The organism is Pseudomonas sp. IT-P4, assembly GCF_949767755.1.
In the GTDB taxonomy this organism is placed as follows: domain Bacteria; phylum Pseudomonadota; class Gammaproteobacteria; order Pseudomonadales; family Pseudomonadaceae; genus Aquipseudomonas; species Aquipseudomonas monachiensis.
Genome location: NZ_CATKPX010000056.1, coordinates 297,405 through 323,714 on the forward strand (window position 1 = coordinate 297,405; position 26,310 = coordinate 323,714).

Genomic DNA, 26,310 nt, shown 5'->3' on the forward strand with positions numbered 1-26,310 from the left:
TACCCTCTGTCTATTTAACGATTGGATCAGAACATGACCAGGCAACAGCAAGTGGTGATTGTCGGCGGCGGGGTGATTGGTTTGCTGACGGCGTTCAATCTCGCCTCCGAAGTGCAAAGCGTTGTGCTGCTGGATCGCTCGAGCGTCGGCCAGGAATCGTCCTGGGCCGGTGGCGGCATCGTTTCGCCGCTTTACCCGTGGCGCTACAGCCCGGCGGTCACCGCATTGGCTCACTGGTCCCAGGACTTTTATCCACAGCTGGGCGAGCGCTTGTTTGCCGCCACTGGGGTTGATCCTGAAGTGCACACCACCGGTCTGTACTGGCTGGATCTGGATGACGAGGCTGAAGCCCTGGCATGGGCCGCCCGGGAAAATCGCCCGCTCAGCGCGGTGGATATATCGGCCGCACACGACGCCGTGCCGGTGCTGGGCAGTGGTTTTGCCCGGGCGATCTACATGGCCGACGTCGCCAACGTGCGCAACCCGCGTCTGGTGAAGTCACTCAAGGCCGCATTGCTGGCACTGCCGAACGTGACGATCCATGAGCAGTGCGAAGTCAGCGGGTTTGTTCGTGACGGCAACAAAGTGGTCGGCGTGCAGACCTCCACAGGTACTGTCCCGGGCGATCAAGTTGTCCTGACGGCGGGGGCCTGGAGCGGTGATTTGCTCAAGCTGCTTGATCTGACGCTGCCGGTCGAGCCGGTGAAAGGGCAGATGATTCTCTACAAGTGTGCGGCGGATTTCCTGCCGAGCATGGTCCTGGCCAAGGGCCGTTATGCGATTCCCCGGCGCGACGGGCACATACTGATCGGCAGTACGTTGGAGCATGAGGGCTATGACAAGACGCCGACCGGGTCGGCACTGGAAAGCCTGAAGGCGTCCGCGGTGGAATTGATCCCGGCACTGGCCAATGCCGAAGTGGTGGGGCATTGGGCCGGATTGCGTCCGGGATCACCCGAGGGCATTCCTTACATCGGCCCGGTGCCGGGGTTTGACGGGCTCTGGCTCAACTGCGGGCACTACCGTAACGGGCTGGTGCTGGCGCCGGCGTCATGCCAGCTGTTTGCCGATGTGATGCTGGGCCGGGCACCGATTATCGATCCGGCGCCTTATGCGCCTGCCGGAAGACTTTGACAAGATCGCAGCCTGCGGCAGCTCCTACAGTAGGCACGCTCTCATGTAGGAGCTGCCGAAGGCTGCGATCTTTTTAAAGCCTCAATCCAATCCCAACTTCTTGAGCCTGTAGCGCATCGACCTGAATGACAGGTTCAACCGCTGGGCCGCCGCCGTGCGGTTCCAGCGGGTTTCCTCCAGGGCCTGGAGCAGCAGTTGGCGTTCGACGTTTTCCAGGTAGGCTTCCAGGTTGTCGATCCGGGTCAGGTCTGGCACGCCAACTTCAGCCCCACAGTTGCCTTCAGCCAAGCGCAGGTCACCGGCTTCAATCTGTTTGTTCTCACACAAGGTGTGTGCCCGTTCGAGCATGTTTTCCAGTTCCCGCACATTGCCCGGGAAGCGATAGCTTTTCAGTGCATCGAGGGCCTGGGGGTGGAGTCTCGCCGCAGGTTGAGCGGTATCGGCAGCCAGACGCTTGAGAATGTGGCTAGCTAGCATTTCGATATCGTCGCGACGTTCACGCAAGGGCGGCACCCGGAGTTCGATTACGTTCAAGCGGTAGTAAAGATCATGACGAAAACGTCCGGCGGCGACTTCGGCACCAAGGTCTTTGTGCGTGGCGCAGAGAATGCGCACATCCACAGCCACTTCCTGCTGCCCGCCGACGCTGCGTACGGATTTCTCCTGAATTGCGCGCAGCAGTTTGACTTGCATGGCCAGCGGCAGGTCGGCCACTTCGTCAAGGAGCAGGGTGCCACTGTGGGCTGTCTGGAACAGGCCGGGTTTGTCTTCGATGGCACCGCTGAAACTGCCTTTGCGATGGCCGAAAAACTCGCTCTCCAACAGCTCCGAGGGAATCGCCGCGCAGTTGATCGCAATGAACGGCTGATGGGCGCGGGGGCTTTGATCGTGGATCAGGCGCGCGACCAACTCCTTGCCGCTGCCGGACTCTCCGCTGATGTAGACCGTCGCATGGCTGCTGGCCAGTTTGGTGATGTGCTTGCGCAGGTTGCGCATGGGCAATGAATCGCCCAGCAAGCGTCGTTCGATGCCGACTCCGTGGGCAGGAACCAGCAGGGCGTTGGTGACCAGTTCACGCAGGCGCGCAAGGTCCACCGGTTTGGTCAGGAAGTCGAAGGCCCCGGCCTTGAGCACATTGATCGCGTTTTCGAGGCTGTCATAGGCGGTGATCATCGCCACCTGGACCTGAGGGTGGCGTTGCTGGATGTGTTGCACCAACTCCAGGCCGGTGCCGTCCGGCAATTGCATGTCGGTCAGGCATAGATCGAAGGTTTCGCGTTTGAGCAGGGATTGCGCTTCGCCAACGTTGCGGGCGTTGAACGTCTCCAGATTCATCCTGCCCAAGGTGATTTCCAGGAGTTCTCGAATGTCCGGTTCGTCATCGACGATCAGGACTTTTTGTCGTGGTCTGGTGTTCAATGTGGGGTTCGTCCGTGTGCATAGGTCCTGCAAAAGCAGCCGCTTTCCTGGCGTACCTTGAAGTCTAGGCGGGACAAAATGCTTTCGCCCGGCTGGCCGGACAGATTAAACCCCAGGCCCTTGGTATGGCGGGCTGGGGCTTCATTTTCGAGTATTTCCAGTGATTTCAGGTCGAGCCGTAGCGGAGGGATTTGCACGCGGCGCTGTAGGTGCAGGACGTTTTCGATTACCCGGTTCATTCGCACAGAGAGGTCTTGAATAATCTGCGTCAGACGTCGATCAACACCTTTCAGTTCCTTGGGTACGCGCGATAGTCCTTGAACGGTTGCCATTTCTGCTCAAGTGTCAGTGACCACTGGAGCCCTTGCCTTGCTCGAGATGAGCCTGGCTGCAATACCATTGCTGGTCGAGGCTCAGTGCGCGGTCACGGGGCAGGTGAACGCCGCAATGGGCACAACGGACCATGGGCGCCGCTTCCCGCTCGGCAGGGGGCTTGGGGGTGGAGGCCTGCCCCTTGAACTTGCGCCAGAACCATACTGCAGCGGCAATCAGGGCAATCCAGAACAATAAACGAAGCATGGTGAGCTGCTTTTTGATTGATGAAGCGGCAGTTTAGCCAAGGACCTGGCAGGCGCACAGTGTAATAAAGTGCTTGAAATAAAAAAGGGAGACTCGAAAGTCTCCCTTTTTGCACAACCTGGGGTGTCAGTCGAACACACCGAGGGTCATGTAGCTGAACCACGAACGGTCGTCGTTGTTGCCTTGCGCTTCGTGATTTTCTTCTTCGATCACATCGCCTTCGGCATCTTTAGGCTTGAGCTCGCTCGGGATGGCGTCCTTGGCTTCCTGGAATTGCTTCTGTACGTCCTGGTTGGCGCGGGTTTCACCCGGCGGCAGCGGCGGACGGGATTCGATCAGGCCCAGGGTCGCCTTGCTCAGCCACGAACGGTTGTCGGCTTCGGCCACGGTCGGTACGAACTGACCATCTACCAGTGTCGGGTGGTTCGGGTAGTTGAGCTTCAGGGTTTCCAGGCTGGTGGCAGCCAGTTCGTCCAGGTGCATGCGCTGGTAGGCCTCGGTCATCACCGCCAGGCCGTCGCCGACCGAAGGGGTTTCCTGGAAGTTTTCCACCACGTAACGACCGCGGTTCGCGGCGGCGACATAAGCCTGACGGGTCAGGTAGTAGTCGGCCACGTGAATTTCATAGGCTGCCAACAGGTTGCGCAGATAGATCATGCGCTGCTTGGCGTCTGGCGCGTAGCGGCTGTTCGGGAAGCGGCTGGTCAGCTGGGCGAACTCGTTATAGGAGTCGCGGGCGGCGCCCGGGTCACGCTTGGTCATGTCCAGCGGCAGGAAACGCGCCAGCAGGCCGACGTCCTGGTCGAAAGAAGTCAGGCCCTTGAGGTAGTAGGCATAATCGACGTTCGGATGCTGTGGGTGCAGGCGAATGAAGCGTTCAGCAGCGGACTTGGCCGCTTCTGGCTCGGTGTTCTTGTAGTTGGCGTAGATGAGTTCGAGTTGCGCCTGATCGGCATAGCGACCGAACGGATAACGCGATTCCAGAGCCTTCAGCTTGGCGATGGCGCTGGTGTAGCTGCTATTGTCCAGGTCGGCTTGAGCCTGTTGGTACAGCTCGACTTCACTGAGGTTTTCGTCTACGACTTCCTTCGATGAGCAAGCAGCGGTCAATGCGAGGATGGCGATCAGCAGCAGGTGTTTCACTTGCATGGCGGCTTGCGTCCCTATGACGGCCGCTGTCTTGGGCGTGGCCGTCCTGTTATGATGAGCGCCCCGTTGAATAGCCTCGGGGCAAAAGACGCCGTATTTAACCACAAGCGCGCAGCCGAAACCAAAGGCTGTGCCGACGCCTAGTCTGAGCATGTCCGATAAAATTGAACTTCGCGCAGAGGTGCCGTCCGAATTGGGCGGCCAACGCCTCGATCAAGTCGCCGCACAATTATTCGCTGAGCACTCGCGCTCGCGCCTTTCCGCCTGGATCAAAGACGGCCGCCTGACTGTGGATGGGGCGGTTATCCGCCCGCGAGACATCGTCCACGGCGGCGCCATCCTTGAGCTGACTGCCGAGCAGGAAGCTCAGGGCGAATGGGTCGCTCAAGACATAGCCCTGGATATCGTCTATGAAGACGACGACATCCTGGTGATCAACAAGCCTGCGGGCCTGGTGGTGCACCCGGCTGCCGGTCATGCCGACGGCACCTTGCTCAACGCCTTGCTGCACCACGTGCCGGACATCATCAATGTGCCCCGCGCCGGTATCGTGCATCGCCTGGACAAGGACACCACCGGTCTGATGGTGGTGGCCAAGACCATTCAAGCGCAGACGCAGCTGGTTACACAGTTGCAGAGCCGCAGCGTCAGCCGGATCTACGAGTGCATCGTGATCGGGGTGGTGACAGCCGGTGGCAAGATCAATGCGCCGATCGGTCGCCACGGCCAGCAACGCCAGCGCATGGCCGTGATGGAAGGTGGCAAGCAAGCCGTCAGCCATTACCGCGTGCTCGAGCGCTTCCGCTCCCACACTCACGTGCGGGTGAAGCTGGAAACCGGTCGTACGCACCAGATTCGCGTGCACATGGCGCACATCAACTACCCGTTGGTCGGAGATCCTGCCTACGGCGGTCGTTTCCGTATCCCGCCGGCCGCCAACCCGACCATGGTCGAGTCGCTGAAAAATTTCCCGCGTCAGGCGCTGCACGCGCGTTTCCTGGAACTGGATCATCCGACCACCGGTCAGCGCATGAGCTGGGAATCGCCGTTGCCGGAGGATTTCGTCTGGTTGCTGACCCTGCTCAAGCAAGACCGCGAGGCGTTCATCGGATGAGTGACTGGCTGATTCCTGACTGGCCCGCGCCGGCCGGGGTCAAAGCCTGCGTCACCACCCGTGCGGGCGGCGTCAGTCTGGCGCCGTTCGACAGCCTCAACCTCGGTGATCACGTCGAGGACAGCCCTGAAGCTGTTGCCGAGAATCGTCGTCGTCTTACCGATCATTTCTCCATTCAACCGGCCTGGTTGCAGCAGGTTCACGGCATCGTGGTGGCCCATGCCGATCCTGACCGGGTGGATACGGCTGATGCCAGCTGGACATCAACGCCGGGCGTCGCCTGTGCTGCGATGACCGCCGATTGCCTGCCTGCGCTGTTTTGCGACCGTGCCGGCACCCGCGTTGCTGCAGCCCATGCCGGTTGGCGCGGGTTGGCGGCGGGCGTGCTGGAAGCCACCCTCGACAGTCTGGCGGTGCCACCGGCCGAAGTATTGGTCTGGCTCGGCCCGGCCATCGGCCCGCAAGCTTTTGAAGTCGGCCCGGAAGTGCGCGAAACCTTCGTGCAGCAGTTGCCGCAAGCGGCTGAAGCCTTCGTGCCGAGTCAAAACCCCGGCAAGTTCATGGCCGACATCTATAGGCTGGCGCGTCTGCGCCTGGCTGCTCGTGGCGTCACCGCTGTCTACGGTGGAGGTTTCTGCACCGTGACCGACCCACGTTTCTTTTCTTACCGCCGTGCCCCTCGCACCGGTCGCTTTGCCTCCCTGATCTGGCTCGCCCGCTAAGCTTCTCTGATCTGCATCAATGTCTTGATGCTTGAAACTCCCAGAATCGACCGCATCTATAGCGGTATCTGGCAGGTTTCTTCATTCAGGATGTTTTATAGGTCCGGCCTGCTCAAAAGGAAGGTGACCCATGCGTATAGACCGTTTAACCAGCAAATTGCAGTTAGCGTTGTCCGATGCCCAATCCCTGGCTGTCGGTCTTGATCATCCGGCCATCGAGCCGGCGCACTTGATGCAGGCCTTGCTCGAACAGCAGGGCGGCTCGATCAAGCCTCTGTTGATGCAGGTGGGCTTTGACGTCAACAGCCTGCGTAAAGAGCTGACCAAAGAGCTCGACCAGCTCCCAAAAATCCAGAACCCGACCGGCGACGTGAACATGTCGCAGGATCTGGCGCGCCTGCTCAACCAGGCCGACCGCCTGGCCCAGCAGAAGGGCGACCAGTTCATCTCCAGTGAGCTGGTGCTGCTCGCCGCCATGGACGAGAACAGCAAGCTCGGCAAGCTGTTGCTCGGTCAGGGCGTGAGCAAGAAAGCCCTGGAGAACGCGATCAACAACCTGCGTGGTGGCGAGGCCGTCAACGACCCGAACCACGAAGAAGCGCGACAGGCCCTGGACAAATACACCGTCGACCTGACCAAGCGAGCCGAAGACGGCAAGCTTGATCCGGTGATCGGCCGTGACGATGAAATCCGTCGGACCATCCAGGTGCTGCAACGTCGCACCAAGAACAACCCGGTGCTGATCGGTGAGCCTGGCGTGGGTAAAACCGCGATCGCCGAAGGCCTGGCCCAGCGCATCATCAACGGCGAAGTGCCGGATGGTTTGAAGGGCAAGCGCCTGTTGTCCCTGGACATGGGGGCGCTGATCGCCGGTGCCAAGTATCGCGGTGAGTTCGAAGAACGCCTGAAATCCCTCCTCAATGAACTGTCGAAGCAGGAAGGGCAGATCATCCTGTTCATCGACGAACTGCACACCATGGTCGGCGCCGGTAAGGGCGAAGGCTCGATGGATGCGGGCAACATGCTTAAGCCGGCCCTGGCCCGCGGTGAGCTGCACTGTGTCGGTGCGACCACGCTCAACGAGTACCGCCAATATATAGAGAAGGACGCCGCTCTCGAGCGACGTTTCCAGAAAGTACTGGTGGACGAGCCGAGTGAGGAAGACACCATCGCTATCCTGCGTGGTCTCAAGGAGCGTTATGAGGTGCACCACAAGGTGGCGATTACCGACGGCGCGATCATTGCCGCAGCCAAGCTCAGCCATCGCTACATCACTGACCGGCAGTTGCCGGACAAGGCCATCGACCTGATCGATGAGGCCGCCAGTCGCATCCGCATGGAGATCGACTCCAAGCCGGAAGTGCTGGACCGTCTGGAGCGTCGCCTGATTCAGCTGAAGGTGGAGTCCCAGGCGCTGAAGAAAGAAAGCGACGACGCGGCGAAGAAGCGTCTGGAGAAACTGCAGGAAGAAATCGCTCGTCATGAGCGTGAGTACTCGGATCTCGAAGAAATCTGGAACTCGGAAAAAGCCGAAGTCCAGGGTTCTGCGCAGATCCAGCAGAAAATCGAGCAGTCCCGTCAGGAATTGGAAACCGCTCGCCGCAAAGGCGACCTGAACCGCATGGCCGAGTTGCAGTACGGGGTGATCCCGGATCTGGAGCGTAGCCTGCAAATGGTCGACCAGCATGGCAAACCCGAAAACCAGTTGCTGCGCAGCAAGGTGACTGAAGAAGAGATCGCCGAAGTCGTGTCGAAGTGGACCGGTATTCCGGTGTCGAAGATGCTCGAAGGCGAGCGCGATAAGCTTATGAAGATGGAAAGCCTGTTGCACCAGCGTGTGATCGGTCAGGACGAAGCGGTGGTGGCGGTTTCCAACGCGGTACGGCGTTCCCGTGCCGGGTTGTCCGACCCTAATCGCCCAAGCGGCTCGTTCATGTTCCTCGGCCCGACCGGTGTCGGTAAAACCGAGCTGTGCAAGGCATTGGCCGAATTTCTCTTTGATACCGAAGAGGCGATGGTGCGGATCGACATGTCCGAGTTCATGGAGAAACATTCCGTGGCTCGCTTGATCGGTGCGCCACCAGGCTACGTGGGCTACGAAGAGGGCGGTTACCTGACCGAGGCCGTACGTCGCAAACCGTATTCGGTGATCCTCATGGACGAAGTCGAGAAGGCGCACCCGGATGTGTTCAACATCTTGCTGCAAGTGCTCGAGGATGGTCGTCTGACCGACAGCCATGGCCGCACGGTGGATTTCAAGAACACCGTGATTGTCATGACCTCCAACCTGGGGTCGGTACAGATCCAGGAGCTGGTCGGTGACCGTGAGGCGCAGCGCGCGGCGGTGATGGATGCGATTTCCAGCCACTTCCGGCCGGAGTTCATCAACCGGGTCGACGAAGTGGTGATCTTCGAGCCGTTGGCGCGGGATCAGATCGCCGGCATTACCGAGATCCAGCTGGGTCGCCTGCGCAGCCGCCTGACCGAGCGCGAACTGAAGCTTGAGCTCAGCCCGGAAGCCATGGACAAGCTGATCGCGGTCGGCTACGACCCGGTGTACGGCGCACGGCCGCTCAAGCGCGCCATCCAGCGCTGGATCGAGAACCCGCTGGCGCAGTTGATACTGTCCGGTCGATTCATGCCGGGCGATACCGCTCACGGTGTGGTGGAGAACGACGAAATCGTCTTCGTCTGATCCATAACGGCAGCAAAATCGAAAAGGCCTCGCATAACGAGGCCTTTTTTTCGTTAGGCTGTTGAACTCAAAGGAAAAGGCTTGTAAAGTGCGCCCCGCAGTAAGTCACCCGCCAGGGTTTCCGCTCCCCAAGCAGGAATCCAAAATAAGTTGCAAATCATTAACTTGAAAGCAATTTAGGGGGTTGACAGAGGTGCTGAAGATTGTAGAATAGCGCGCCTCAGACACACGAACGCAGCGATGCGAACGGGTCGAAGAGAACGCAGTAAAAGCTTCAAAGTTGTAAATTGAAATGTGTAGTTCCGTGATAGCTCAGTCGGTAGAGCAAATGACTGTTAATCATTGGGTCCCAGGTTCGAGTCCTGGTCACGGAGCCAATTTCAAACCGGGGTATAGCGCAGTCCGGTAGCGCGCCTGCTTTGGGAGCAGGATGTCAGGAGTTCGAATCCCCTTACCCCGACCATTTTTGGGTCGTTAGCTCAGTTGGTAGAGCAGTTGGCTTTTAACCAATTGGTCGTAGGTTCGAATCCCACACGACCCACCATTTTTGAAACCAGTTAGCGCTGGAATCGAATCTTAAGATCAGAGGCCAAAAGCGCTGATCGAGGAAGGCGCCTTCAAGGGTGCCTTTTTTTTACCGGGGTATAGCGCAGTCCGGTAGCGCGCCTGCTTTGGGAGCAGGATGTCAGGAGTTCGAATCCCCTTACCCCGACCATATTAAAAATCCTCGTATCGAAAGATACGGGGATTTTTTTTGTCCACAGGAAACTCAGGAACGCCGCAAAGCCACTGTGGGAGCGAGCAAGCTCGCTCCCACAGTGGCTGAGGTGTTAGTGCAGTTTCAGCCGTGGCTCAGTCCCGCGCCCGATCTTGCTGCCCAGCATCAGCATCGCCGTGCGGAACGGCCCGTACAGCGCCATCTGGTGCATGCGGTACAGCGACACGTAGAACATCCGCGCCAGCCAGCCTTCGAGCATCACGCTGCCTGTGAGGTTGCCCATCAAGTTACCCACAGCCGAAAAGCGCGACAGCGAAATCAGCGAGCCGTAGTCGGTGTACTTGTACTCCGGCAGTGCCTTGCCTTCGATGCGCAGTTTCAGCGATTTGGCCAGCAACGAAGCCTGCTGGTGAGCGGCTTGGGCGCGTGGTGGCACATTGCGGTCGCTGCCCGGTTGCGGACAGGCGGCGCAGTCACCGAAGGCGAAGATGTTTTCGTCACGGGTGGTTTGCAGGGTCGGCAGCACTTGCAGCTGGTTGATGCGGTTGGTTTCCAGGCCATCGATGTCCTTGAGGAAACCCGGTGCGCGAATCCCGGCGGCCCAGACTTTCAGGCTGGCCTTGATTTCGTTGCCGTCGGCGGTGATCAGGCTGTCGGCCGTCACTTCGCTGACAGCGGCATTGGTCATGACGTTGACCCCGAGTTTCTCCAGGGTTTTATGCACAGGCCCGCCAATCCGCTCCGGCAGTGCCGGCAGCACCCGTGGACCGGCTTCGATCAGGGTGATGTGCATGTTTTCCGGTTTGATCCGGTCCAGGCCATAGGCTGCCAATTCGTGGGCGGCGTTGTGCAGTTCGGCGGCCAGTTCGACCCCGGTGGCACCGGCGCCGACGATGGCCACGCTGATTTGCTCGATCGCGTCGGTCTGGCCGGCGTGAGCGCGCAGATAGTGATTGAGCAGTTGCTGGTGGAAGCGCTCGGCCTGTTTGCGGGTGTCGAGGAACAGGCAATGCTGCGCCGCGCCCTGAGTGCCGAAATCATTGGTGGTGCTGCCGACGGAAATCACCAGCGAGTCGTAAGACACTTCACGCGCGGGTACCAATTCCACACCGGCTTCGTCATAGGTGGCGGCCAGCTGGATTTTTTTCTGCGCACGATCAAGCCCGCTCATGCGCCCCAGTTGGAACTCGAAGTGGTTCCATTTGGCCTGGGCAACATAGTTGAGTTCATCTTCGGAGGAGTTCAGGGAACCGGCCGCCACTTCGTGCAACAAGGGTTTCCAGATGTGGGTCAGGTTCGCGTCGACCAGCATCACGCTGGCTGTGCCGCGCTTGCCCAGAGTCTTACCCAGGCGGGTAGCCAACTCCAGACCGCCGGCGCCGCCGCCGACAATGACAATACGATGGGACATGGGGATAACTCGCAAGGCTAAAGGAAATCGGTGTCAGTACCTTCGCGAGCGCAAGGCAGCTCATAGCGTCAGGTAACTGATAAGTCGGCTCAACAGGCCCAGACCAATGGTCACTGCCAATACCAGTACAAGGAGCATCCACGGCCGGAAGGGCCGGCGCTCGACTTGGTGCTGGGACAACTGCAGGTACTCTTCGACATGCTTTTGGTCGTCGGGGTTCAGGCGGCTGGTCATATCGGGCCTCGTCAGGGGTAGACGTTGCTGAATGTGTAGAAGCTACAGTGTTTTTACCCAGGGTTGAACGCAGCATAGCCGCTGTCTGGAATGGGTTCGACGCTTACGGTGTCGTCCAGGCGAATGATGCCACTTTGTAACACCCGGGCAGTGATTCCGCCATGTCCGCGCACGGCCTGGAAGGTGCCGATGCCCAGGTTGCTTTCCAGGCGCGCGCAGGGCTGGCACCAGCCTGTGGTTTCGAACGTTGCCTGGCCGATCCGGAAGCGGCGGCCCTTGAGGCTGAACAGATTGATGCCACTGATAACGAGGTTGCGCCGCAGATCTTCAGGCCGGACCGGATGATCGAGTGCGCGCCCCATCAGTGAACTGATGACCGCCAGGTGCTCCCACTGAATCAGCGTTACCTGCCGTGCATTGCGCACGCCGGGGCGGGCGTGGTCGCCGGTCAGGCCAGCTTCCAGGCGCGCTTCCACGGCATCGAGTTCAAGCATCGCCGAACGTGATTGCGGGCGCACGCCGATCCAGCGTACCCGACCTTGTTGCGGCACCTCGGCGATCAGCTCCTGCAGCGGGCTCACAGGCTGATCCCGACGTCGAACACAATGCTGCGCCCCAGGTTGCTGCGCAAGAAGTCCGGAGCATCCGGGTGAGCGAACAGCACGCGGGCGAAAGTCGGCCCAACCAATGACAGCGAACGCCAGCCCTGGCGCAGGTATTCGGTTGGTGGCGGGAAATGGCTGTTGAGGTCCAGCACTTCGCGTTTGAGGCTGGCGAAGGCAATGATGTCCAACTCACCCAGATCCATGCCGCGCTCTTTGTAGTTGTGCGCTTTTTTGCGCAAGGTCGGCGCCAATCGCAGCAAGAACTCGTTGGCGGGGATGCGTCGTGGCTTGGCCTCGCGGCGCACCAGTTGGCTCAGGGAGAACGCGCTGCGTCGGCGTTGCAGCTCGTCGCGCCATTCATCGTTGAGGCGCCGGCCCTCGTCGAGCACGAAGAACACCTCGAAACTGGCATCGCGAAACAACACATCCGGCGGCTCCCCGGCGGGGGCGAACTCATCGGCGCGATAGGGAATGTTCAAGCCTTGCAGCAGGCGCTGGCAGACCCAACGCTCACGCTCCCATTTGCGGGCATTGGACAGAAACGCGTTGGCTTGCTCGGCCGCGATGGTCAGCAGGCGTAAATAATCTGAGTCATCCATAGGCCCAAGCTTAGCGTTCAAATGTGATCGCAAAGAAGACAATTTGTCGAAGAGGCTCATAGCCTTCCGTTCCCATGCCCGTTCCAGGGCCCTGCACAAAACGGATAGTGGTCTGCGCTCACTGGCTATTGCCACGTATCGGACGGCTCTACCCTCGGCTGTACGGACGTAAGCCGTGTTACCGCCGCTCTAAAAAAACAACAACAAGAGATAAATGCCATGCGCAAGATCGACGTACATGAGGTTATCGACAACGCTCGCTTCAACCGCTTTCACTGGATGGTGCTGTTCTGGTGTGCCCTGATCATCATCTTCGACGGTTACGATCTGGTGATCTACGGCGTGGTCTTGCCGATGCTGATGAAAGAGTGGGGGCTCAGTCCTCTGCAAGCCGGTGCACTGGGCAGTTATGCACTGTTCGGCATGATGTTCGGCGCGCTGTTCTTCGGTCCGCTGTCGGACAGGATCGGCCGCAAGAAAGCCATCACCATCTGCGTGATGCTCTTCAGCGGTTTCACCGTGCTCAATGGTTTCGCCCGTAACCCCACCGAGTTCGGCCTGTGTCGCTTCATTGCCGGGCTCGGCATTGGCGGCGTGATGCCTAACGTCGTGGCGCTGATGAACGAGTACGCGCCGAAAAAAATCCGCAGCACGCTGGTTGCGATCATGTTCAGCGGTTACTCGGTGGGCGGCATGCTGTCCGCCGGGCTGGGCATTGTGCTGATCCCGCGTTTCGGCTGGCAGTCGGTGTTTTACGTGGCGGTCCTGCCGCTGCTGTTGTTGCCGCTGATCATGTACTTCCTGCCCGAATCGGTGGGCTTCATGTTGCGTCAGGGGCGCAATGAAGACGCACGCAACATTCTGCAGCGCATCGACCCGGCCTACGTCGCACAAACCTCTGACCAATTGCACATGGCCGAAGTGAAAGGCACGGGCACCCCGGTGTTGCAGCTGTTCCGTGACGGCCGTGCGCTGCGCACGCTGATGCTGTGGCTGGCGTTTTTCTGCTGCCTGTTGATGGTGTATGCGCTGAGTTCCTGGCTGCCGAAACTGATGGCCAACGCCGGTTACAGCCTGGGTTCGAGCCTGTCGTTCCTGCTGGTGTTGAACTTCGGGGCGATCTTCGGCGCGGTCGGGGGCGGGGTGCTGGGCGACAAACTCAATCTGCCGCGGGTGCTGTCGGTGTTTTTCGCCATGGCGGCGGTGTCGATCACCCTGTTGGGCTTCAACAGCCCGATGCCGGTGTTGTACCTGCTGATCGCTATTGCCGGTGCCACTACCATTGGCTCGCAGATTCTCTTGTACGCCTGCGCCGCGCAGTTCTATTCCATGACGATTCGTTCGACCGGCCTGGGCTGGGCCTCGGGCATCGGGCGCAACGGGGCCATCGTCGGTCCGCTGCTGGGTGGCGCCTTGCTCGGGATCAGCCTGCCCCTGCAGCTGAACTTCATGGCGTTTGCCTTGCCCGGTGCGGTGGCGGCCCTGGCCATGACCGTGTTCGCCATCAGCAGCCGACGCAGCGCTGCTGGCGTCAACCCAGCGTTGTCAGCGACCGGTGCCTGAATCATGAAAGCGTTTTTCCAGGACTTCTCGTTGTCAGCCGCCGTGGCTGGATTCATTGCCACGGTGATTTCCTACGCTGGCCCGTTGGTGATCATCTTTCAGGCGGCAGAAGCGGCACATCTTTCGCGGGAAGTGTTGTCATCCTGGATCTGGGCGATCTCCATCGGCAGCGCCGTGCTCGGCATCGGTTTGAGCCTGCGCTACCGCGTTCCGGTGATCATCGCCTGGTCGGCGCCGGGTTCGGCGTTGCTGGTGACACTGTTGCCGGACATTTCCATGGCAGAGGCGGTGGGGGCTTATCTGGTCAGCAGCCTGATCATTTTCGTGGTCGGCATCTCGGGGGCTTTCGACCGGATCATCAGCAAGCTGCCCGCCGCCATCGCGGCGGCGATGCTGGCGGGGATCCTGTTCAGTTTCGGCACCGGGCTGTTCGTGTCGATGCAACACAAGCCGCTGCTGGTCCTGGCGATGTTTGCCACGTACCTGATCTGCAAGCGTGTGATGCCGCGTTATGCAGTGATGATGGTGCTGCTGGTGGGCTGTTCGATTGCCGCGTTCACCGGTGATTTGCATCGTGAAGCGCTGGTGATCGGCCTGGCCACGCCGGTGTGGATCACGCCTGAATTCAGCCTGGGCGCGATCCTGAACATCGCCTTGCCGCTGGTGATGGTGGCGCTGACCGGTCAGTTCGTGCCCGGCATGGCGGTGTTGCGCGCCAGTGGATATCCGACGCCGGCGAGCCCGATCATCACCAGCAGCGCGCTGGGCACGGCACTGCTGGCGCCGTTCGGTTGCCATGGACTGAATCTGGCGGCGATCACCGCGGCGATCTGCACCGGTCGCGAAGCCCACGAGGATCCTCGCAAGCGCTATGTGGCCGGGGTCGTCGGCGGCCTGTGCTACCTGCTGTTGGGGATCTTCGGCGCCACGCTGGTCTCGCTGTTTTCAGCGTTCCCCAAAGAGTTGATCGCGGCGCTGGCCGGGCTAGCCCTGTTCGCAGCCATTGCCGGCGCGTTAACGGGCGCGATGGCGGTGCCGAGCGATCGTGAAGCCGCGCTGGTGACATTCCTGGTCACGGCTTCGGGCATGTCGTTGTTCGGTTTGTCCGCAGCGTTCTGGGGGCTGATTTTCGGCATGGTCACCCATGTGCTGTTGAGCGCCCGTCGTCCCTTTCCCCGTCGCAAATCCACTGCAACTGAAGTCCTTCAACCAGTCGATCAATAACAATAAGAGAAAAACGATGAAACAGATTCTCCCAACAACCGGTTCGGCGTTGTCCCTGGCTGTCGTCTCGAGTTTATCCACAGGTGCGATGGCCGCTGAAAAAGGCTTTATCGAAGACACCACCGCGACGTTGCAGGCGCGCAATTATTACTTCAGTCGCGACTATTCCGACATCGTCGGCGCCAACCAGCAATCGAAGGCTGAAGAGTGGGCACAGGGTTTCATCCTCAATGTGAAGTCCGGATACACCCAGGGCACCGTCGGGTTTGGGGTGGACGTCATTGGCTTGCTCGGCCTCAAGCTCGACAGTGCCCCGGACCGGACCAATACCGGTTTGCTGCCGGTGCAGGGCGACGGCCACGCGGCGGACAACTACAGCCGCCTGGAGGGCGCGTTGAAGATGCGCTATTCCAAAACCGAACTGAAAGTCGGTGAGCTGCAACCCAATCTGCCGGTGTTGGTATTCAGTGATATTCGTCTGCTGCCACCCAGTTATCAGGGCGCAAGCATCACCGCCAACGAGATCAATGGCCTGACGCTGCAGGGTGGTCACTTGAGTTCAACCAGCCTGCGCAACGAGGCTGGCGACGAAAAGATGCAAGCAATGCTGGGGCACGTGCCGCAGCGCCAGGTCAGCAGTGACGGTTTCAATTTTGCCGGCGCTGATTATGTCTTCAACGACAAGCGCAGCTCGATCAGCGCCTGGTACGGGCAACTGGAAGATATCTACAACCAGCGTTTTCTGGGTTTAAAGCACAGTGAGCCGGTGGGCGACTGGATCCTCGGCGCCAACCTCGGTTACTACGATTCGCGCGAGGACGGCAACAAACTGCTGGGTAACATCGACAACCAGGCGTTCTTCTCGTTGCTGTCGGCCAAGCGTGGCGGCCATACGTTTTACGTCGGCTATCAGGGCATGTTCGGTGACAGTGCGTTCCCACGGGTGTTTGCCAACATCTCGCCGTTGGGCAACGAAGTGCCGACCTATGAGTTCGCCTTCACCGATGAACGTTCCTGGCAGGCGCGCTACGACTACGACTTCGCGGCGCTCGGCGTACCGGGGCTGACCAGCACCGTGCGCTACATCAGCGGCAATAACGTCGATACCGGCAAGGGCTATGAAGGCAAGGATCGCGAGCGTGACCTGGATATCGGCTATGTGTTGCAGAGCGGCAGCCTCAAAGGCCTTGGCATCCGTGTGCGCAACGCGATGGCACGTTCCAACTACCGCAGTGATATCGACGAGAACCGCTTGATCCTCAGCTACACATGGACCTTGCTGTGAGCCTGGCGATCACAGGTTGCTGGTGCAATCACCCATGACGTTGTAGGTCACGCGATGGGCCTGTCCTTGATGATCAATGTATTCCATGGTCGCCGGTACAACCCCGCACGCAGTCGCCGTGTCGGACACCGAAACCACCTTGGCGATGTCCAGTGGCTGCGCCGGGTTGTACAGGACCGCGAGGGGCTCGTTGTCGGCGGCCATGGCCGAGGTGGCGATGACGGTCAGCAACAGGCTGATCAACGTTTTCATATTGGCATGCTCCGTGTCGGATTCGATGTCTGAATTTTAGTCTTTGCCACCGACGGATAAAGGGGCGAACCGGGGATGCAGCCTTACATAAAACGTAACAGTCATCGCGCTATCCTTCGCGACGTTTTTTCGATGGTAAGGTCCGCACCCGGGTGGACTTTCTCAAGTCAGAGCTACCGAAGCTGTTCGCCGAACATGACGCGGTGATGAGCGATCCGCGGCATTGGGCTTGAAGTCGAAGGGCGGGCGAGTGGCGGTGTAAACTGAAAGTCTGTTGTTCTTCGCCTGGGAGGCGCGCGTAGCCATGATCGGTGCAGAGTTGCTGTCATCGCAAACCCTTGCGGTCGGCTGGCTGATCTATGTGCCGGTGTTGATCTGGGCGATCTGTCGCGCGCCATGGGTTGAGCTGTTCACCGACAGCCGTCGTCAGCATCTGCTGCTCGGAACGGTGTTTGCGCTGTTTCTGTTGTGGCTGGTGCGGCGCGACTTTGATACCGGCGTGTCTTACCACTTCATCGGCATGACAGCGGTGACGCTGCTGCTGGACTGGCCGTTGGCGCTGGTTGGCGGGTTGGTTGCACAAACGGGGCTGGTGTTGCTCGGTCGACAGGACCTGGCGGCGGTCGGGGTCAATGGCGCGCTGTTGATTGCGCTGCCGGTGCTGGTCACCGAGTGCTGCGCCATTCTGGTGGAGCGGGCGCAGCCACGAAATCCCTTCGTGTATATCTTCGTTTCCGGATTTTTTGCGGCGGCGCTGTCGGCGTTGCTGTGCCTGCTGCTGGCGCTTTGGTTGCTGTGGTTCGACGAGCGTTTCGAGATGCCGTACTGGCTTGAGGATTTTGTCGGTTACCTGTGGCTGATCATTTTCCCCGAAGCGTTTATCAACGGCATGATCGTCAGTGCGCTGGTGGTGTTCTGCCCGGAGTGGCTGGAAACGTTCAACCGCACCCGTTACCTCTCGGCTCCCTGGAAGGACGACGATCCCAAGTCCTGATCCGCATCAAGACCTGGAATCGCCCATTCGATGGATCAGTGACGCGGGTCGAAGTCACCGCTGAACATCTCGTCCTCGGCATCGGGAGCCACCGGAATCTTGTGCTCTTCGGACGCCCAGGCACCCAGGTCGATCAGTTTGCAGCGGTCGGAGCAGAATGGCCGGAACTTGCTTTCGGCGGTCCATTCCACGGGGGCGCCACAGGTTGGGCATTCGACGGTTGTTGGTTGGCTCATGACTGGCCTCCACGCAAAGATAGATAAAAGTGATGCAGGCGTTCGACCTCGCTGTGCAGCCAGGCAAGGTCGCGGTCATTGACCACGACGTCGTCTGCATGGCTCACGCGATCCTGGCGGCTGGACTGGGCCTTGAGGATCGCCTGGACTTGCTGCTCGCTGGTCTGGTCACGTTGCAGGGTGCGTTCGATCTGCAATTGTTCGGGGGCATCGATCACCAGCACCCGTTGGGTCATGGCGTATTGTCCGGACTCGATCAGCAGCGGCGAAACCAGAATCGCATAAGGCGATTTTGCCAGCGCCAGGTGGTGAGCGATTTCCTCGCCGATCAGCGGATGCAGGAGGGCCTCCAGCCAGCGGCGCTCTTCAGGCACTTCGAAGATCAATTTGCGTAGCGCCGCGCGGTCCAGTTGCCCGTCGGCCTGCAACACGCCGGGGCCGAAGTGTTCGGCGATTTGTGCCAGTGCCGGGCGGCCGGGTTCCACTACCCAGCGAGCGGCATGATCGGCGTCGACCACATGCACGCCCAGGTCGATGAAGTGTTGGGCGGCCGCGCTTTTGCCGCTGCCGATGCCGCCGGTCAGGCCGAGAATCCAGGGTTTTTCCACAGGGCTATTCATTTCAAACCGACAAACTGCCAATAGAGGTCGGTTATTTGACCACCCCAGAGCAACGCAATCCAGCCGGCAATGGCCAGATAGGGGCCGAAAGGGATCGGCGTCGAGGTTTTTGCGTTGCGCCAGCGCAGCAGTATCAGCCCGATAATGGCACCCACCAGCGAGGACAGCAGGATGGTCAGGGGCAAAATCTGCCAGCCACCCCAGGCGCCCAGCATCGCCAGCAGCTTGAAATCGCCGTAGCCCATGCCGTCCTTGCCTGTGACCAGCTTGAACAGCCAGAACACCGACCACAGCAGGCCGTAGCCGGCAATCGCCCCCCAAAGCGCCTCGTGCAACGACACGAACAGGCCGAAGCTGTTGACGATCAACCCCAGCCATATCAACGGCAGCACCAGTACGTCCGGCAATATCTGATGTTCGGCGTCGATCAGGCTCATCGCCAGCAACCCCCAGCTCAGGATCAGCACCAGGGCGGCTGGCCAACCGAAGCCAAAGTGCCAGGCCACAAACGCCGACAACAGGCCGCAGGCCAGTTCGGTCAACGGATAGCGCGGGCTGATCGCTGCCGCACAGGCTGAGCAGCGGCCGCGTAAAAACACATAACTGAGCAGCGGGATGTTTTCCCAGGCGCGGATGCGGTGACCGCAGTGCGGGCACTGGGAGTGGGGCAGCAACAGGTTGTAAGTCGGCAGTGGCGTTTCGCCAGGCAGGCCGAGAATGTCATGGGCCTGCTCGCGCCAGTCGCGTTCGAGCATTTTCGGCAGGCGCCAGATCACGACATTGAGAAAACTGCCGACCAGCAGGCCGGTGAGGCCTGCGAGAACGACAAAGGCCAGCGCAGAGTGAATCAGGATTTCATTCAAGGGCATGTCAGATCGCTGAGCCAAGTTGGAAGATCGGCAGGTACATGGCAACTACCAGTCCACCGACGATAACACCCAGCACCACCATGATGAACGGCTCCATCAGACTGGTGAGGTTATCGACCATGTTATCGACGTTGTCTTCGTAGAACCCCGCGACTTTGTCGAGCATAGCGTCCAGGGTGCCGGACTCTTCGCCGATTGCAGTCATTTGTATCGCCATGTTCGGAAAGACGCCGCAGGTGCGCATGGCGAAGTGCAATTGCATGCCGGTCGAGATGTCCTGCCGGATGCGCAATACCGCGTGCTTGAACACGACATTGCCGGTCGCACCGGCCACTGATTCCAGGGCCTCCACCAGCGGCACGCCGGCAGCGAAAGTGGTCGACAGTGTACGGGCGAACCGGGCCACGGCGGACTTGTGCATCAGGGTGCCCACCAGCGGCAGTTTCAGCAGCCAGGTGTCCATCCGGTCACGGAAGGCCGGGGATGTCCTGAGGGCGTGGCGCACGCCGAAGGCCGTTGTGACCAGCGCGCCAAGGACCACCCACCACCAGGCCTGCATGAATTGCGACAGGCCAATGACCATCACGGTGAAGGCCGGCAGTTCGGCGCCAAAGCCTTTGAACACGGATTCGAACTGCGGCACGACATTGACCAGCAGAATCCCGGTGACAATCGCCGCGACGAACACCACCACCAGCGGGTAGGTCATGGCTTTCCTGATCCTGGCCTTGAGGCTTTCGCTTTTTTCCTTGTAGGTTGCGACCCGCTCCAAAAGGGTATCGAGGGCACCGGCCTGCTCGCCGGCATCCACCAGGTTGCAATACAGCTCATCGAAATACCGGGGCTTCTTGCGCAGGGCGGCGGCGAAACTGCTGCCTGCCGCAACTTCCTGTTTCAGTTCGTCCACCAGCTTGCGCATGGCCGGATTGTCGAAGCCTTCGCCGATGATGTCGAACGACTGCAACAACGGCACGCCGGCCTTCATCATCGTCGCCATTTGCCGGGTGAACAGGGCAATGTCCTGGGCCTTGATGCGCTTGCCCATGTCGAAAACCGAAGGGTTTTTCTTGCGCACCCTGCCGGGACTGATGCCTTGCTTGCGCAGTTTCGCCTTGATCAGCGCCGGGTTTTGAGCGCTGAGTTCGCCGGTCACTTTTGTGCCTTTGCGGTCGATGCCTTCCCATGCATACACGCTGATTTTCGCTGCCTTGACCGCCATGTTCAGTCCTGGGTATTCCGATTGAACTGCTCTTATAGCCTAGTCAAGGGACGGGGCCAAACCCACTCGGTGAGGTGACAAAAAACGTCAGATAGTGCTGATCCTGGTAGTAGGTAAGGGCTTTGCGGGCTACCAAGCCCCTGCCAACAGGGGCTTCTGGCCTTGGCACAGGCTGTGCTGCCATGGGGCAGGTCATGAGCCTTCGACTCATGCATGGAGCTTGTACATGAACAATCAGAAAGGTTTTACCCTGATCGAGTTGCTCGTCGTGGTGGCGATCATCGGGATCCTGGCAACACTGGGCCTGCCGATGTATTCCAAGTACCAGGCCCGGGCCAAGGTCACGGCGGCACTGGCCGAGCTGACTGCAATGAAGGTGCCGTTCGAGGATGTGATCAACCAGGGGGAAACCCCGACAATTGCCAACGTGGCACCCGCTGGCAAGGCATCGACCAACCACTGCGCCCTGTCTGTGACGGCTACAACGCAGGCGGGAGCGGGATCAATCGTTTGTACGTTGCGCAATGCCCCGGGGGTGGTCCAGGACAAAACCGTTACCCTGACACGGGACGAAACCAAAGGTTGGTCATGTAAGAGCAGCGTTTCCGAGGACTACTTGCCTAAAGGTTGTTCCGGGTCTGCGGCATGAAGTGCTGAATCAAGTCCCCGCTTTTGCGGGGTTTTTCCTGTTTGTCGACCTGTCGTTAAATGCTGCAGATAAAGCTCAGAAATTTCAGCATCTTAGGAACTTTCCATAAACCCGCAACTTGCATGCAGAGTTTGTGCTTCTCGTGCATTTTGCATGATTTCGAAAATTGACTGATTTTATAACTTTTTGATTTATAAGGATTTGTTCTCTGTTTCAAAGTTGGCATAGCGTTCGCAATATCCCAGGTAACCCTGCCGGCAAGACACCCGGCAGACTTTCCGAAAAACAGGAGTTACTCGTATGAAGAAGTTCGCTATCACTGCCGCTGCTGCTACCGCGCTGACCCTGACCATGGCCAACGCCGCGTTTGCTCAAACCACCCAGGCAACCCAGTCGCCAATGGTGCTGGCTGCCGGTGAAATGACCGAAGCGAAAGAAGCTACTTCCGATACCTGGATCACCACCAAAGTCAAAGCTGACCTGATGACCGAAAAAGGCATTCCAGGTAGCGACATCAAGGTTGAAACCAACAAAGGCGTGGTATCGCTGTCGTCGACCACCGCCGTGACCGATTCGCAAAAAGAAATGGCTGTGGCCATCACCAAGAAAATCAAAGGCGTCAAGGCGGTCTCCGCTGACGGCCTCAAAGCCGAGTAAGGCAAGACTTCTCGCCTGGACCGGGAGAAGGCGCGACAGACGGGCAGAGTCATACGCCTGTTGCAACCTGAGAGTTCATGCGAAAGGCCATAAGGATGTGGCCGTCACAGGCCCCGTGCATTTTTGCCGGGGCCTGTTCTATGTGTGGCGCTGAAAATCAATTGTGGGAGCGAGCTTGCTCCGGGCGGCGTTCCGACGATGACAGCCTTTCAGGCGACATCGATGTCGACTGTTTGGTCGCCATCGCGAGCAGACTCCAGCCGCCGATACATCACTCGGCATCCAGATGCATCGGCGTCACCACGCGGCCGTCGCTTTGCGCTTCGCCCAGATTGGCGTCGATGAAGTACACCCGGTCATCTTCCAGCTGGGCCTTGTCGACCAGGTAATCCTTGATGCTGCTGGCGCGTTCCTGGCCCAGTTGACGCAACAGCACGTCGCTGGAGCTCCAGAACTTGATCACCTCGGCACGCATTTTCGCGGTGCGCTCTTCCTTGCCCAGATCCTTCCATTCGGCGGGGGGCTGGGTTTTCAGGCGGGTGCGGTAGATACCTTCGAGCAGCGGGCCTTTTTCCCCGTCCGGCACTTCCAGCAACGAAGCCTGGGCCGGGACCTTGTCACCGCGGCGCTGGAGCATTTTGTAGTAGTTGTACTGGTATTCACGTTCCAGGCGTTGTTCGGCGATCAGCGGGCCATCGCTGCTCTGGGCGGCGGTGCCTTCGATTTCCAGGCGCAGGGCCGGACGCTCCTTGAGCGCCTTGGACAGTTTGTCCAGGGCGCCTTCGGCGTCCTTGCCCAATTCGCTGGAACCCGCTGCAAATGAAACGCTGCCCAGGTCTTCCGAGCCACCACCGTTGACCAGCCCACCAATGAGTTTGAACGGTGCTGCCGCGGCTTTGACGACCAGGTTGCGCAGGGTCTGCCAGATAATCGGCATGACGCTGAACTGAGGGTTGTTCAGATCGCCGCTGACCGGCAGTTCGATGGAGATCTTGCCGTCGACGTCCTTGAGCAAGGCAACGGCCAGTTTCAACGGCAGGCTCACGGCATCCGGGCTGTCGACTTTTTCACCCAGTTCCAGTTGTTCGACCACCACTTTGTTTTCGGCTTTGAGCTGACCCTTGGTGATCTGGTAGTGCAGGTCGAGATTAAGCCGGCCCTTGCGGATACGGTAGCCGGCGAACTTGCCGGAGTAGGGCGTCAGCGTGGTCAGTTCCACGCGTTTGAAGCTGGTGGCGATGTCGAGGCTGGCCATCGGGTCGAACGGATTGACCGAGCCCTTGATGGTCACCGGCGCGTAGCGATCGACCTTGCCCTTGACGTCGACACTGGCCGGTTTCGGCTGACGGCTGTCGATGGTGCCGATCTGCCCGTTGAGTTGCTGGATGGCGGTGGCGAAGTTCGGGGTCAGGCTGAAGTCGGCGAAGTTGGCCGAACCGTCATTGATGAAAATGCCGCCGATGTGGATGCCCAAGGGTTTTTCGTTGCTGGCCGGTTTGTTCGCCGCCGGTTTTGCCGCGGAGTCCGCCGGCTGGGGAACCAGCAGGTCATCGATGTTGGTGGTGCGATCATCGTTGATCATGAAGCGCGCATAGGGCTGGAACAGGTTGATCTTGTCGATCGACAGGCTGTCCCCATGCTGATAGTTCAGGCCTTCGACCACGACCTGTTGCCACTTGAGGAAGTCGCGGGTTTTCAGGGTATCCAGGGTATGGAGCTGATCGACCTGGGCGCGGCCGGTGACGTTGAACGCCAGGGGTTCGGTGCTTTTCAGGTCGACCGCCAGATCGCTGCCGAGCATGCCGCTGCGCAGTTCCAGGCGAATGAACGGTGTGATGTAGGACTGGGCAACCCGCAAGTCGATGTCCTTGGTCTGTACCTTCAGTCTGGCGCTGACCGGAGCCAGGTTGACCTCGCCGTCGGCCATGATCTTGCCTTGCTTGCCCACGCCGCTATCGAGCTTGAGGGTAAAGGGTGAACCGTTGAGGCTGTCGAAGTTTTGCAGGTCAAGGTTCAGCGGACCCAGTTCCAGGGCGACAGCAGGTTGTGCCTTGCGGTCCGCCAGATGCACCTGGTAGTCGCGCAGTTGCACATCCTTGAGCAGCACCTGCCAGGGTTTGTCTGGGGTGGCCGGTTCAGGTTTCGGTGAGTCTGCCGCCGCCGGAGTGCTGGTCGGTTCGACATCTGCCTTGGCTTTGGCGGTGGGTTTTGACGGTTGGCTGGCGAACAGTTTCTGCCAGTCGAGTTGGCCGTCCGACTCCAGCGCGGCCCAGGTTTCCAGTTTGTGGCTGCGGATCTTGCCGACCACCACTTGCTGTTTGGCCAGGTCCACGGTGGTTTCGCTGACGTCCAGGCGCTCAAGCTTTACCAGCGGTCGGCCATCCGGCGCCTTGATCGCGAAGGGGGCGATGCTGACCGCTACATTGCTTAGCAGCAGCTCGGTTTCCTTGGTCAGGTTGAGTTTGTAGTCGGTGCTGATGCTCATGACGCCGTTTTCGAGATCCAGTGGCACGGCATCGCGCACATAGGGCCAAAAGGCTTTCATCTTGCCATCAGTGATTTTCAGCTTACCTTCGGAGGCGATCGGGATCAGGCTGAAGTTGCCGGTCCAGTCGATCTGTCCGCCATTGGGGCCGACGGCCACCAGGGTCATGTCGGCGCTGTCATCGGGCAGGGTGCTGAGGTTCTTCAGCTCGAAATCGAGTGTGTCGTAGAGAAACTCGATGGGTTCGCTGGGCCGGGCATCTTCAAAGTGTACGGCGCCGCCCGCCAGTTTGATCCGCTCGATGCGCAGCGGAAACGGCTTGGCATCAGGGTCGGCCGGCGTGGGTTCGCTCTCTGGTAGCTTGAACAGCCCGAGCAGGTTGAGTTTGCCGTCCTTGCTGAACAGGATTTCGGTCTTGGGCTTGGTCAGCTCGACATCAGACAGGTGCACCGCCTTGGTCCACAGGCTGTCGAATTGCAGATTGGCGTACAGGCGCTCGAAACCGACCTGTTCCTTGCCGGGTTCGCCGATGTTCAAGCCCCAAAGGGTCAGTTCAAGGCTGAACGGATTGAATTCGATCCGCTGGATGGTCGCGGGTGTAGTGGCGTAGCTGGCCAGTTGCTGGTTGGCAACGCGCAACGCGACACCCGGTAAAATCAGAAAACCCAGCAAGCTGTAGAGGGCCAGAGCAGTCAACAAGGCGCCAATGGCGCGAATCAATCCTTTGTACATGTGCGGCTTCATCTGTCTGAATCGGAGAGCCTTGGAGTATGGCATGCGTTTCCGGTTCCGAAGTGATCGGCCTGTTCAGGAAATTTCAGATTTCTCCGAGGACGGTCAGAGCTGAAGAATCAGGGTTTTCAGCGGTGGCTGTTGATCCAACGACGGAAAATCGGCGCCTGGCTTCATCATGGTCCATTCACGCACCGGCCGTCCGGCCTTTTCCGCGCAACGCAAAACCTGTTCGCGCCAGTCGTCCATGCTGACTTTTGCCAGGTTGTTGCAGCAGATCAGCACGCCGTTGTCGGCGGTGGTCAACAAGGCGGGTTTGAGCAGGCTTTGGTAGTCGCGCAGCAGGTCGACGGTGCCGAACGCGCTCTTGGCCCAGGCTGGAGGGTCCAGCAGCACCAGATCGTACTGGCGCTGTTCCAGGCGCTGATAGCTCGGCAGCTTTTGCCCGCGGCGCTGGCTGATCGGCAGCCCGGCCAGTTGGCGAATGGCCGGGAAGTAGTCGGACTGGATAAATTCCATGGTCGGCAACTGCGGGTTGAGTTGGCCGTTCTCCCGACCGACCGCCAGGTTGCCTTCGGCGAAGTCCAGGTTGCACACCTCGCGCGCGCCACCGGCGGCAGCACTGAGGCCGACACCACAGGTGTAGGCGAACAGGTTCAGCACGCTTTTGTTCTTGCTGTGATCCTTGACCCAGCCGCGGGTGTTGCGCAGGTCGAGGAACAGCAGCGGGTCCTGTCCGGCATGGCGCCCTCGCACCCGATACTTCAGGCCCCACTCGTGGCCGACCAGGTCTTGCAGGGCGGCTTCGTCGGCGCGGTAGACGATGTCTTCGCGATCGATGCGCGAGTTGCCACGGGAGCGGTCGTTGTAGACCAGCAGGGTTTCAAAACCCAGGTATTGATTGATCGCTTCGTGCAGTTGCAGCAGCGTCTCGCGCTCCAACGCCTGGTGGAAACTTTGCACCAGCAATTGCGGGCCGTAGCGGTCGATGGTCAGGCCACCGGCGCCTTCCTGGCTGCCGTGGAACAGGCGATAGCAATCGGTACCTTGCTGGTGCAGTTCGGCGAGCAGGTCCTGGCGTTGATCGAGGGCGGCGCGCAGCGCCTGATTCAAGGAAGACATGCTGGGCGCCTTGCAGGAGGGAAT

24 protein-coding genes, 4 tRNA genes and 1 pseudogene are annotated in these 26,310 nt (G+C 59.7%); 14 read left to right on the forward strand and 15 right to left on the reverse strand.

Features of this window, described 5'->3' with window-relative positions:
• Nucleotides 1-33 precede the first annotated feature (33 nt).
• Nucleotides 34-1,134, forward strand: a complete 1,101-nt coding sequence (thiO, locus tag ACM6IT_RS22700; protein ID WP_056728681.1) for a glycine oxidase ThiO — start codon at nucleotides 34-36, stop codon at nucleotides 1,132-1,134.
• A gap of 81 nt (nucleotides 1,135-1,215) precedes the next feature.
• Here thiO and ACM6IT_RS22705 read toward each other — a convergent pair whose 3' ends face one another.
• The 4 genes and pseudogenes from ACM6IT_RS22705 to ACM6IT_RS22720 form a co-directional block, all read right to left on the reverse strand.
• Nucleotides 1,216-2,553, reverse strand: a complete 1,338-nt coding sequence (locus tag ACM6IT_RS22705) for a sigma-54-dependent transcriptional regulator (protein ID WP_056728679.1) — start codon at nucleotides 2,551-2,553, stop codon at nucleotides 1,216-1,218.
• Nucleotides 2,550-2,852: pseudogene (locus tag ACM6IT_RS22710) on the reverse strand (hypothetical protein); the annotation flags it as partial. The pseudogene ACM6IT_RS22710 and the gene ACM6IT_RS22705, both read right to left, overlap by 4 nt.
• Before the next feature lie 46 nt (nucleotides 2,853-2,898).
• Nucleotides 2,899-3,132: a PP0621 family protein gene (locus ACM6IT_RS22715; RefSeq protein WP_056728677.1), complete on the reverse strand. Its 234-nt coding sequence runs from the start codon at nucleotides 3,130-3,132 to the stop codon at nucleotides 2,899-2,901.
• Between the two features lie 126 nt (nucleotides 3,133-3,258).
• A complete protein-coding gene (locus ACM6IT_RS22720) occupies nucleotides 3,259-4,281 on the reverse strand; it encodes an outer membrane protein assembly factor BamD (RefSeq protein ID WP_056728675.1) in 1,023 nt (340 codons plus the stop codon).
• A 151-nt stretch (nucleotides 4,282-4,432) separates the two neighbouring features.
• Here ACM6IT_RS22720 and rluD point away from each other — a divergent pair, with 151 nt between their 5' ends.
• The 7 genes from rluD (at nucleotide 4,433) to ACM6IT_RS22755 (ending at nucleotide 9,527) form a co-directional block, all read left to right on the forward strand.
• A complete protein-coding gene (gene rluD / locus ACM6IT_RS22725) occupies nucleotides 4,433-5,395 on the forward strand; it encodes a 23S rRNA pseudouridine(1911/1915/1917) synthase RluD (protein ID WP_008052092.1) in 963 nt (320 codons plus the stop codon).
• Nucleotides 5,392-6,117 (forward strand): peptidoglycan editing factor PgeF, encoded by a 726-nt coding sequence (gene pgeF, locus ACM6IT_RS22730; RefSeq protein ID WP_414918734.1) that lies wholly within the window; start codon nucleotides 5,392-5,394, stop codon nucleotides 6,115-6,117. The genes rluD and pgeF overlap by 4 nt, the downstream gene beginning before the upstream one ends.
• Nucleotides 6,118-6,247: 130 nt before the next feature.
• On the forward strand, nucleotides 6,248-8,812 hold the full coding sequence (gene clpB, locus ACM6IT_RS22735; protein WP_223541988.1) for an ATP-dependent chaperone ClpB: 2,565 nt from the start codon (nucleotides 6,248-6,250) through the stop codon (nucleotides 8,810-8,812).
• Between the two features lie 301 nt (nucleotides 8,813-9,113).
• Nucleotides 9,114-9,189: transfer RNA gene (locus tag ACM6IT_RS22740), tRNA-Asn, on the forward strand.
• Between the two features lie 9 nt (nucleotides 9,190-9,198).
• Nucleotides 9,199-9,275 (forward strand) — tRNA-Pro (locus tag ACM6IT_RS22745).
• A gap of 5 nt (nucleotides 9,276-9,280) precedes the next feature.
• A tRNA-Lys gene (locus ACM6IT_RS22750) sits at nucleotides 9,281-9,356 on the forward strand.
• Nucleotides 9,357-9,450: 94 nt separating this feature from the next.
• A tRNA-Pro gene (locus ACM6IT_RS22755) sits at nucleotides 9,451-9,527 on the forward strand.
• A gap of 115 nt (nucleotides 9,528-9,642) precedes the next feature.
• Here the strand turns inward: ACM6IT_RS22755 and ACM6IT_RS22760 are convergent.
• From ACM6IT_RS22760 to ACM6IT_RS22775, 4 genes are read right to left on the reverse strand one after another with little or no spacing between them, the layout of a single operon-like run.
• Nucleotides 9,643-10,941, reverse strand: coding sequence for an NAD(P)/FAD-dependent oxidoreductase (locus ACM6IT_RS22760; RefSeq protein ID WP_414918735.1), 1,299 nt, complete (start codon nucleotides 10,939-10,941; stop codon nucleotides 9,643-9,645).
• Nucleotides 10,942-11,001: 60 nt separating this feature from the next.
• Entirely contained in the window at nucleotides 11,002-11,175 is a 174-nt protein-coding gene (locus ACM6IT_RS22765) for a DUF3094 domain-containing protein (RefSeq protein WP_007970531.1), read from the reverse strand.
• A 53-nt stretch (nucleotides 11,176-11,228) separates the two neighbouring features.
• On the reverse strand, nucleotides 11,229-11,756 hold the full coding sequence (locus ACM6IT_RS22770; protein ID WP_056728668.1) for an MOSC domain-containing protein: 528 nt from the start codon (nucleotides 11,754-11,756) through the stop codon (nucleotides 11,229-11,231).
• Entirely contained in the window at nucleotides 11,753-12,379 is a 627-nt protein-coding gene (locus ACM6IT_RS22775) for a DUF1780 domain-containing protein (protein ID WP_007970534.1), read from the reverse strand. The genes ACM6IT_RS22770 and ACM6IT_RS22775 overlap by 4 nt, the downstream gene beginning before the upstream one ends.
• 219 nt (nucleotides 12,380-12,598) lie before the next feature.
• Here ACM6IT_RS22775 and ACM6IT_RS22780 point away from each other — a divergent pair, with 219 nt between their 5' ends.
• The 3 genes from ACM6IT_RS22780 to ACM6IT_RS22790 are packed head-to-tail and all read left to right on the forward strand — an operon-like array spanning nucleotide 12,599 to nucleotide 16,451.
• Nucleotides 12,599-13,942, forward strand: coding sequence for an aromatic acid/H+ symport family MFS transporter (locus ACM6IT_RS22780; protein WP_056728666.1), 1,344 nt, complete (start codon nucleotides 12,599-12,601; stop codon nucleotides 13,940-13,942).
• A gap of 3 nt (nucleotides 13,943-13,945) precedes the next feature.
• Nucleotides 13,946-15,166, forward strand: a complete 1,221-nt coding sequence (locus ACM6IT_RS22785) for a benzoate/H(+) symporter BenE family transporter (protein ID WP_223541986.1) — start codon at nucleotides 13,946-13,948, stop codon at nucleotides 15,164-15,166.
• Nucleotides 15,167-15,182: 16 nt separating this feature from the next.
• The gene (locus ACM6IT_RS22790; RefSeq protein WP_414918736.1) at nucleotides 15,183-16,451 is read left to right on the forward strand and encodes an OprD family porin; all 1,269 of its coding nucleotides are present in this window, start codon (nucleotides 15,183-15,185) and stop codon (nucleotides 16,449-16,451) included.
• A 9-nt stretch (nucleotides 16,452-16,460) separates the two neighbouring features.
• Here the strand turns inward: ACM6IT_RS22790 and ACM6IT_RS22795 are convergent, their stop codons facing one another.
• Nucleotides 16,461-16,703 carry a DUF2790 domain-containing protein gene (locus ACM6IT_RS22795; protein WP_056728659.1) on the reverse strand — a complete coding sequence of 81 codons (243 nt, stop codon included), beginning with the start codon at nucleotides 16,701-16,703 and terminating at the stop codon, nucleotides 16,461-16,463.
• A gap of 304 nt (nucleotides 16,704-17,007) precedes the next feature.
• Between ACM6IT_RS22795 and ACM6IT_RS22800 the strand changes: the two genes are divergently transcribed.
• The gene (locus ACM6IT_RS22800; protein ID WP_056728657.1) at nucleotides 17,008-17,697 is read left to right on the forward strand and encodes an energy-coupling factor ABC transporter permease; all 690 of its coding nucleotides are present in this window, start codon (nucleotides 17,008-17,010) and stop codon (nucleotides 17,695-17,697) included.
• Between the two features lie 35 nt (nucleotides 17,698-17,732).
• Here the strand turns inward: ACM6IT_RS22800 and yacG are convergent, their stop codons facing one another.
• From yacG to ACM6IT_RS22820, 4 genes are read right to left on the reverse strand one after another with little or no spacing between them, the layout of a single operon-like run.
• The gene (gene yacG / locus ACM6IT_RS22805; RefSeq protein WP_007970539.1) at nucleotides 17,733-17,933 is read right to left on the reverse strand and encodes a DNA gyrase inhibitor YacG; all 201 of its coding nucleotides are present in this window, start codon (nucleotides 17,931-17,933) and stop codon (nucleotides 17,733-17,735) included.
• The gene (coaE, locus tag ACM6IT_RS22810; protein ID WP_046041800.1) at nucleotides 17,930-18,553 is read right to left on the reverse strand and encodes a dephospho-CoA kinase; all 624 of its coding nucleotides are present in this window, start codon (nucleotides 18,551-18,553) and stop codon (nucleotides 17,930-17,932) included. The genes yacG and coaE overlap by 4 nt, the downstream gene beginning before the upstream one ends.
• Nucleotides 18,550-19,422: a prepilin peptidase gene (locus ACM6IT_RS22815; protein WP_414918737.1), complete on the reverse strand. Its 873-nt coding sequence runs from the start codon at nucleotides 19,420-19,422 to the stop codon at nucleotides 18,550-18,552. Before ACM6IT_RS22815 ends, coaE begins: the two co-directional genes overlap by 4 nt.
• A 1-nt stretch (nucleotide 19,423) precedes the next feature.
• Nucleotides 19,424-20,641: a type II secretion system F family protein gene (locus ACM6IT_RS22820; RefSeq protein WP_414918738.1), complete on the reverse strand. Its 1,218-nt coding sequence runs from the start codon at nucleotides 20,639-20,641 to the stop codon at nucleotides 19,424-19,426.
• Between the two features lie 226 nt (nucleotides 20,642-20,867).
• Here ACM6IT_RS22820 and ACM6IT_RS22825 point away from each other — a divergent pair, with 226 nt between their 5' ends.
• On the forward strand, nucleotides 20,868-21,290 hold the full coding sequence (locus ACM6IT_RS22825) for a pilin (RefSeq protein ID WP_056728651.1): 423 nt from the start codon (nucleotides 20,868-20,870) through the stop codon (nucleotides 21,288-21,290).
• Between the two features lie 300 nt (nucleotides 21,291-21,590).
• Nucleotides 21,591-21,947: a BON domain-containing protein gene (locus tag ACM6IT_RS22830; protein ID WP_056728649.1), complete on the forward strand. Its 357-nt coding sequence runs from the start codon at nucleotides 21,591-21,593 to the stop codon at nucleotides 21,945-21,947.
• A 271-nt stretch (nucleotides 21,948-22,218) separates the two neighbouring features.
• On the opposite strand, the gene ACM6IT_RS22835 is transcribed toward ACM6IT_RS22830, so the two are convergent.
• Together ACM6IT_RS22835 and ACM6IT_RS22840 are read right to left on the reverse strand one after the other, a co-directional pair.
• Nucleotides 22,219-25,209 (reverse strand): DUF748 domain-containing protein, encoded by a 2,991-nt coding sequence (locus tag ACM6IT_RS22835; protein ID WP_414918739.1) that lies wholly within the window; start codon nucleotides 25,207-25,209, stop codon nucleotides 22,219-22,221.
• A gap of 60 nt (nucleotides 25,210-25,269) precedes the next feature.
• Nucleotides 25,270-26,286: a class I SAM-dependent rRNA methyltransferase gene (locus ACM6IT_RS22840; RefSeq protein ID WP_056728646.1), complete on the reverse strand. Its 1,017-nt coding sequence runs from the start codon at nucleotides 26,284-26,286 to the stop codon at nucleotides 25,270-25,272.
• Nucleotides 26,287-26,310 lie beyond the last annotated feature (24 nt).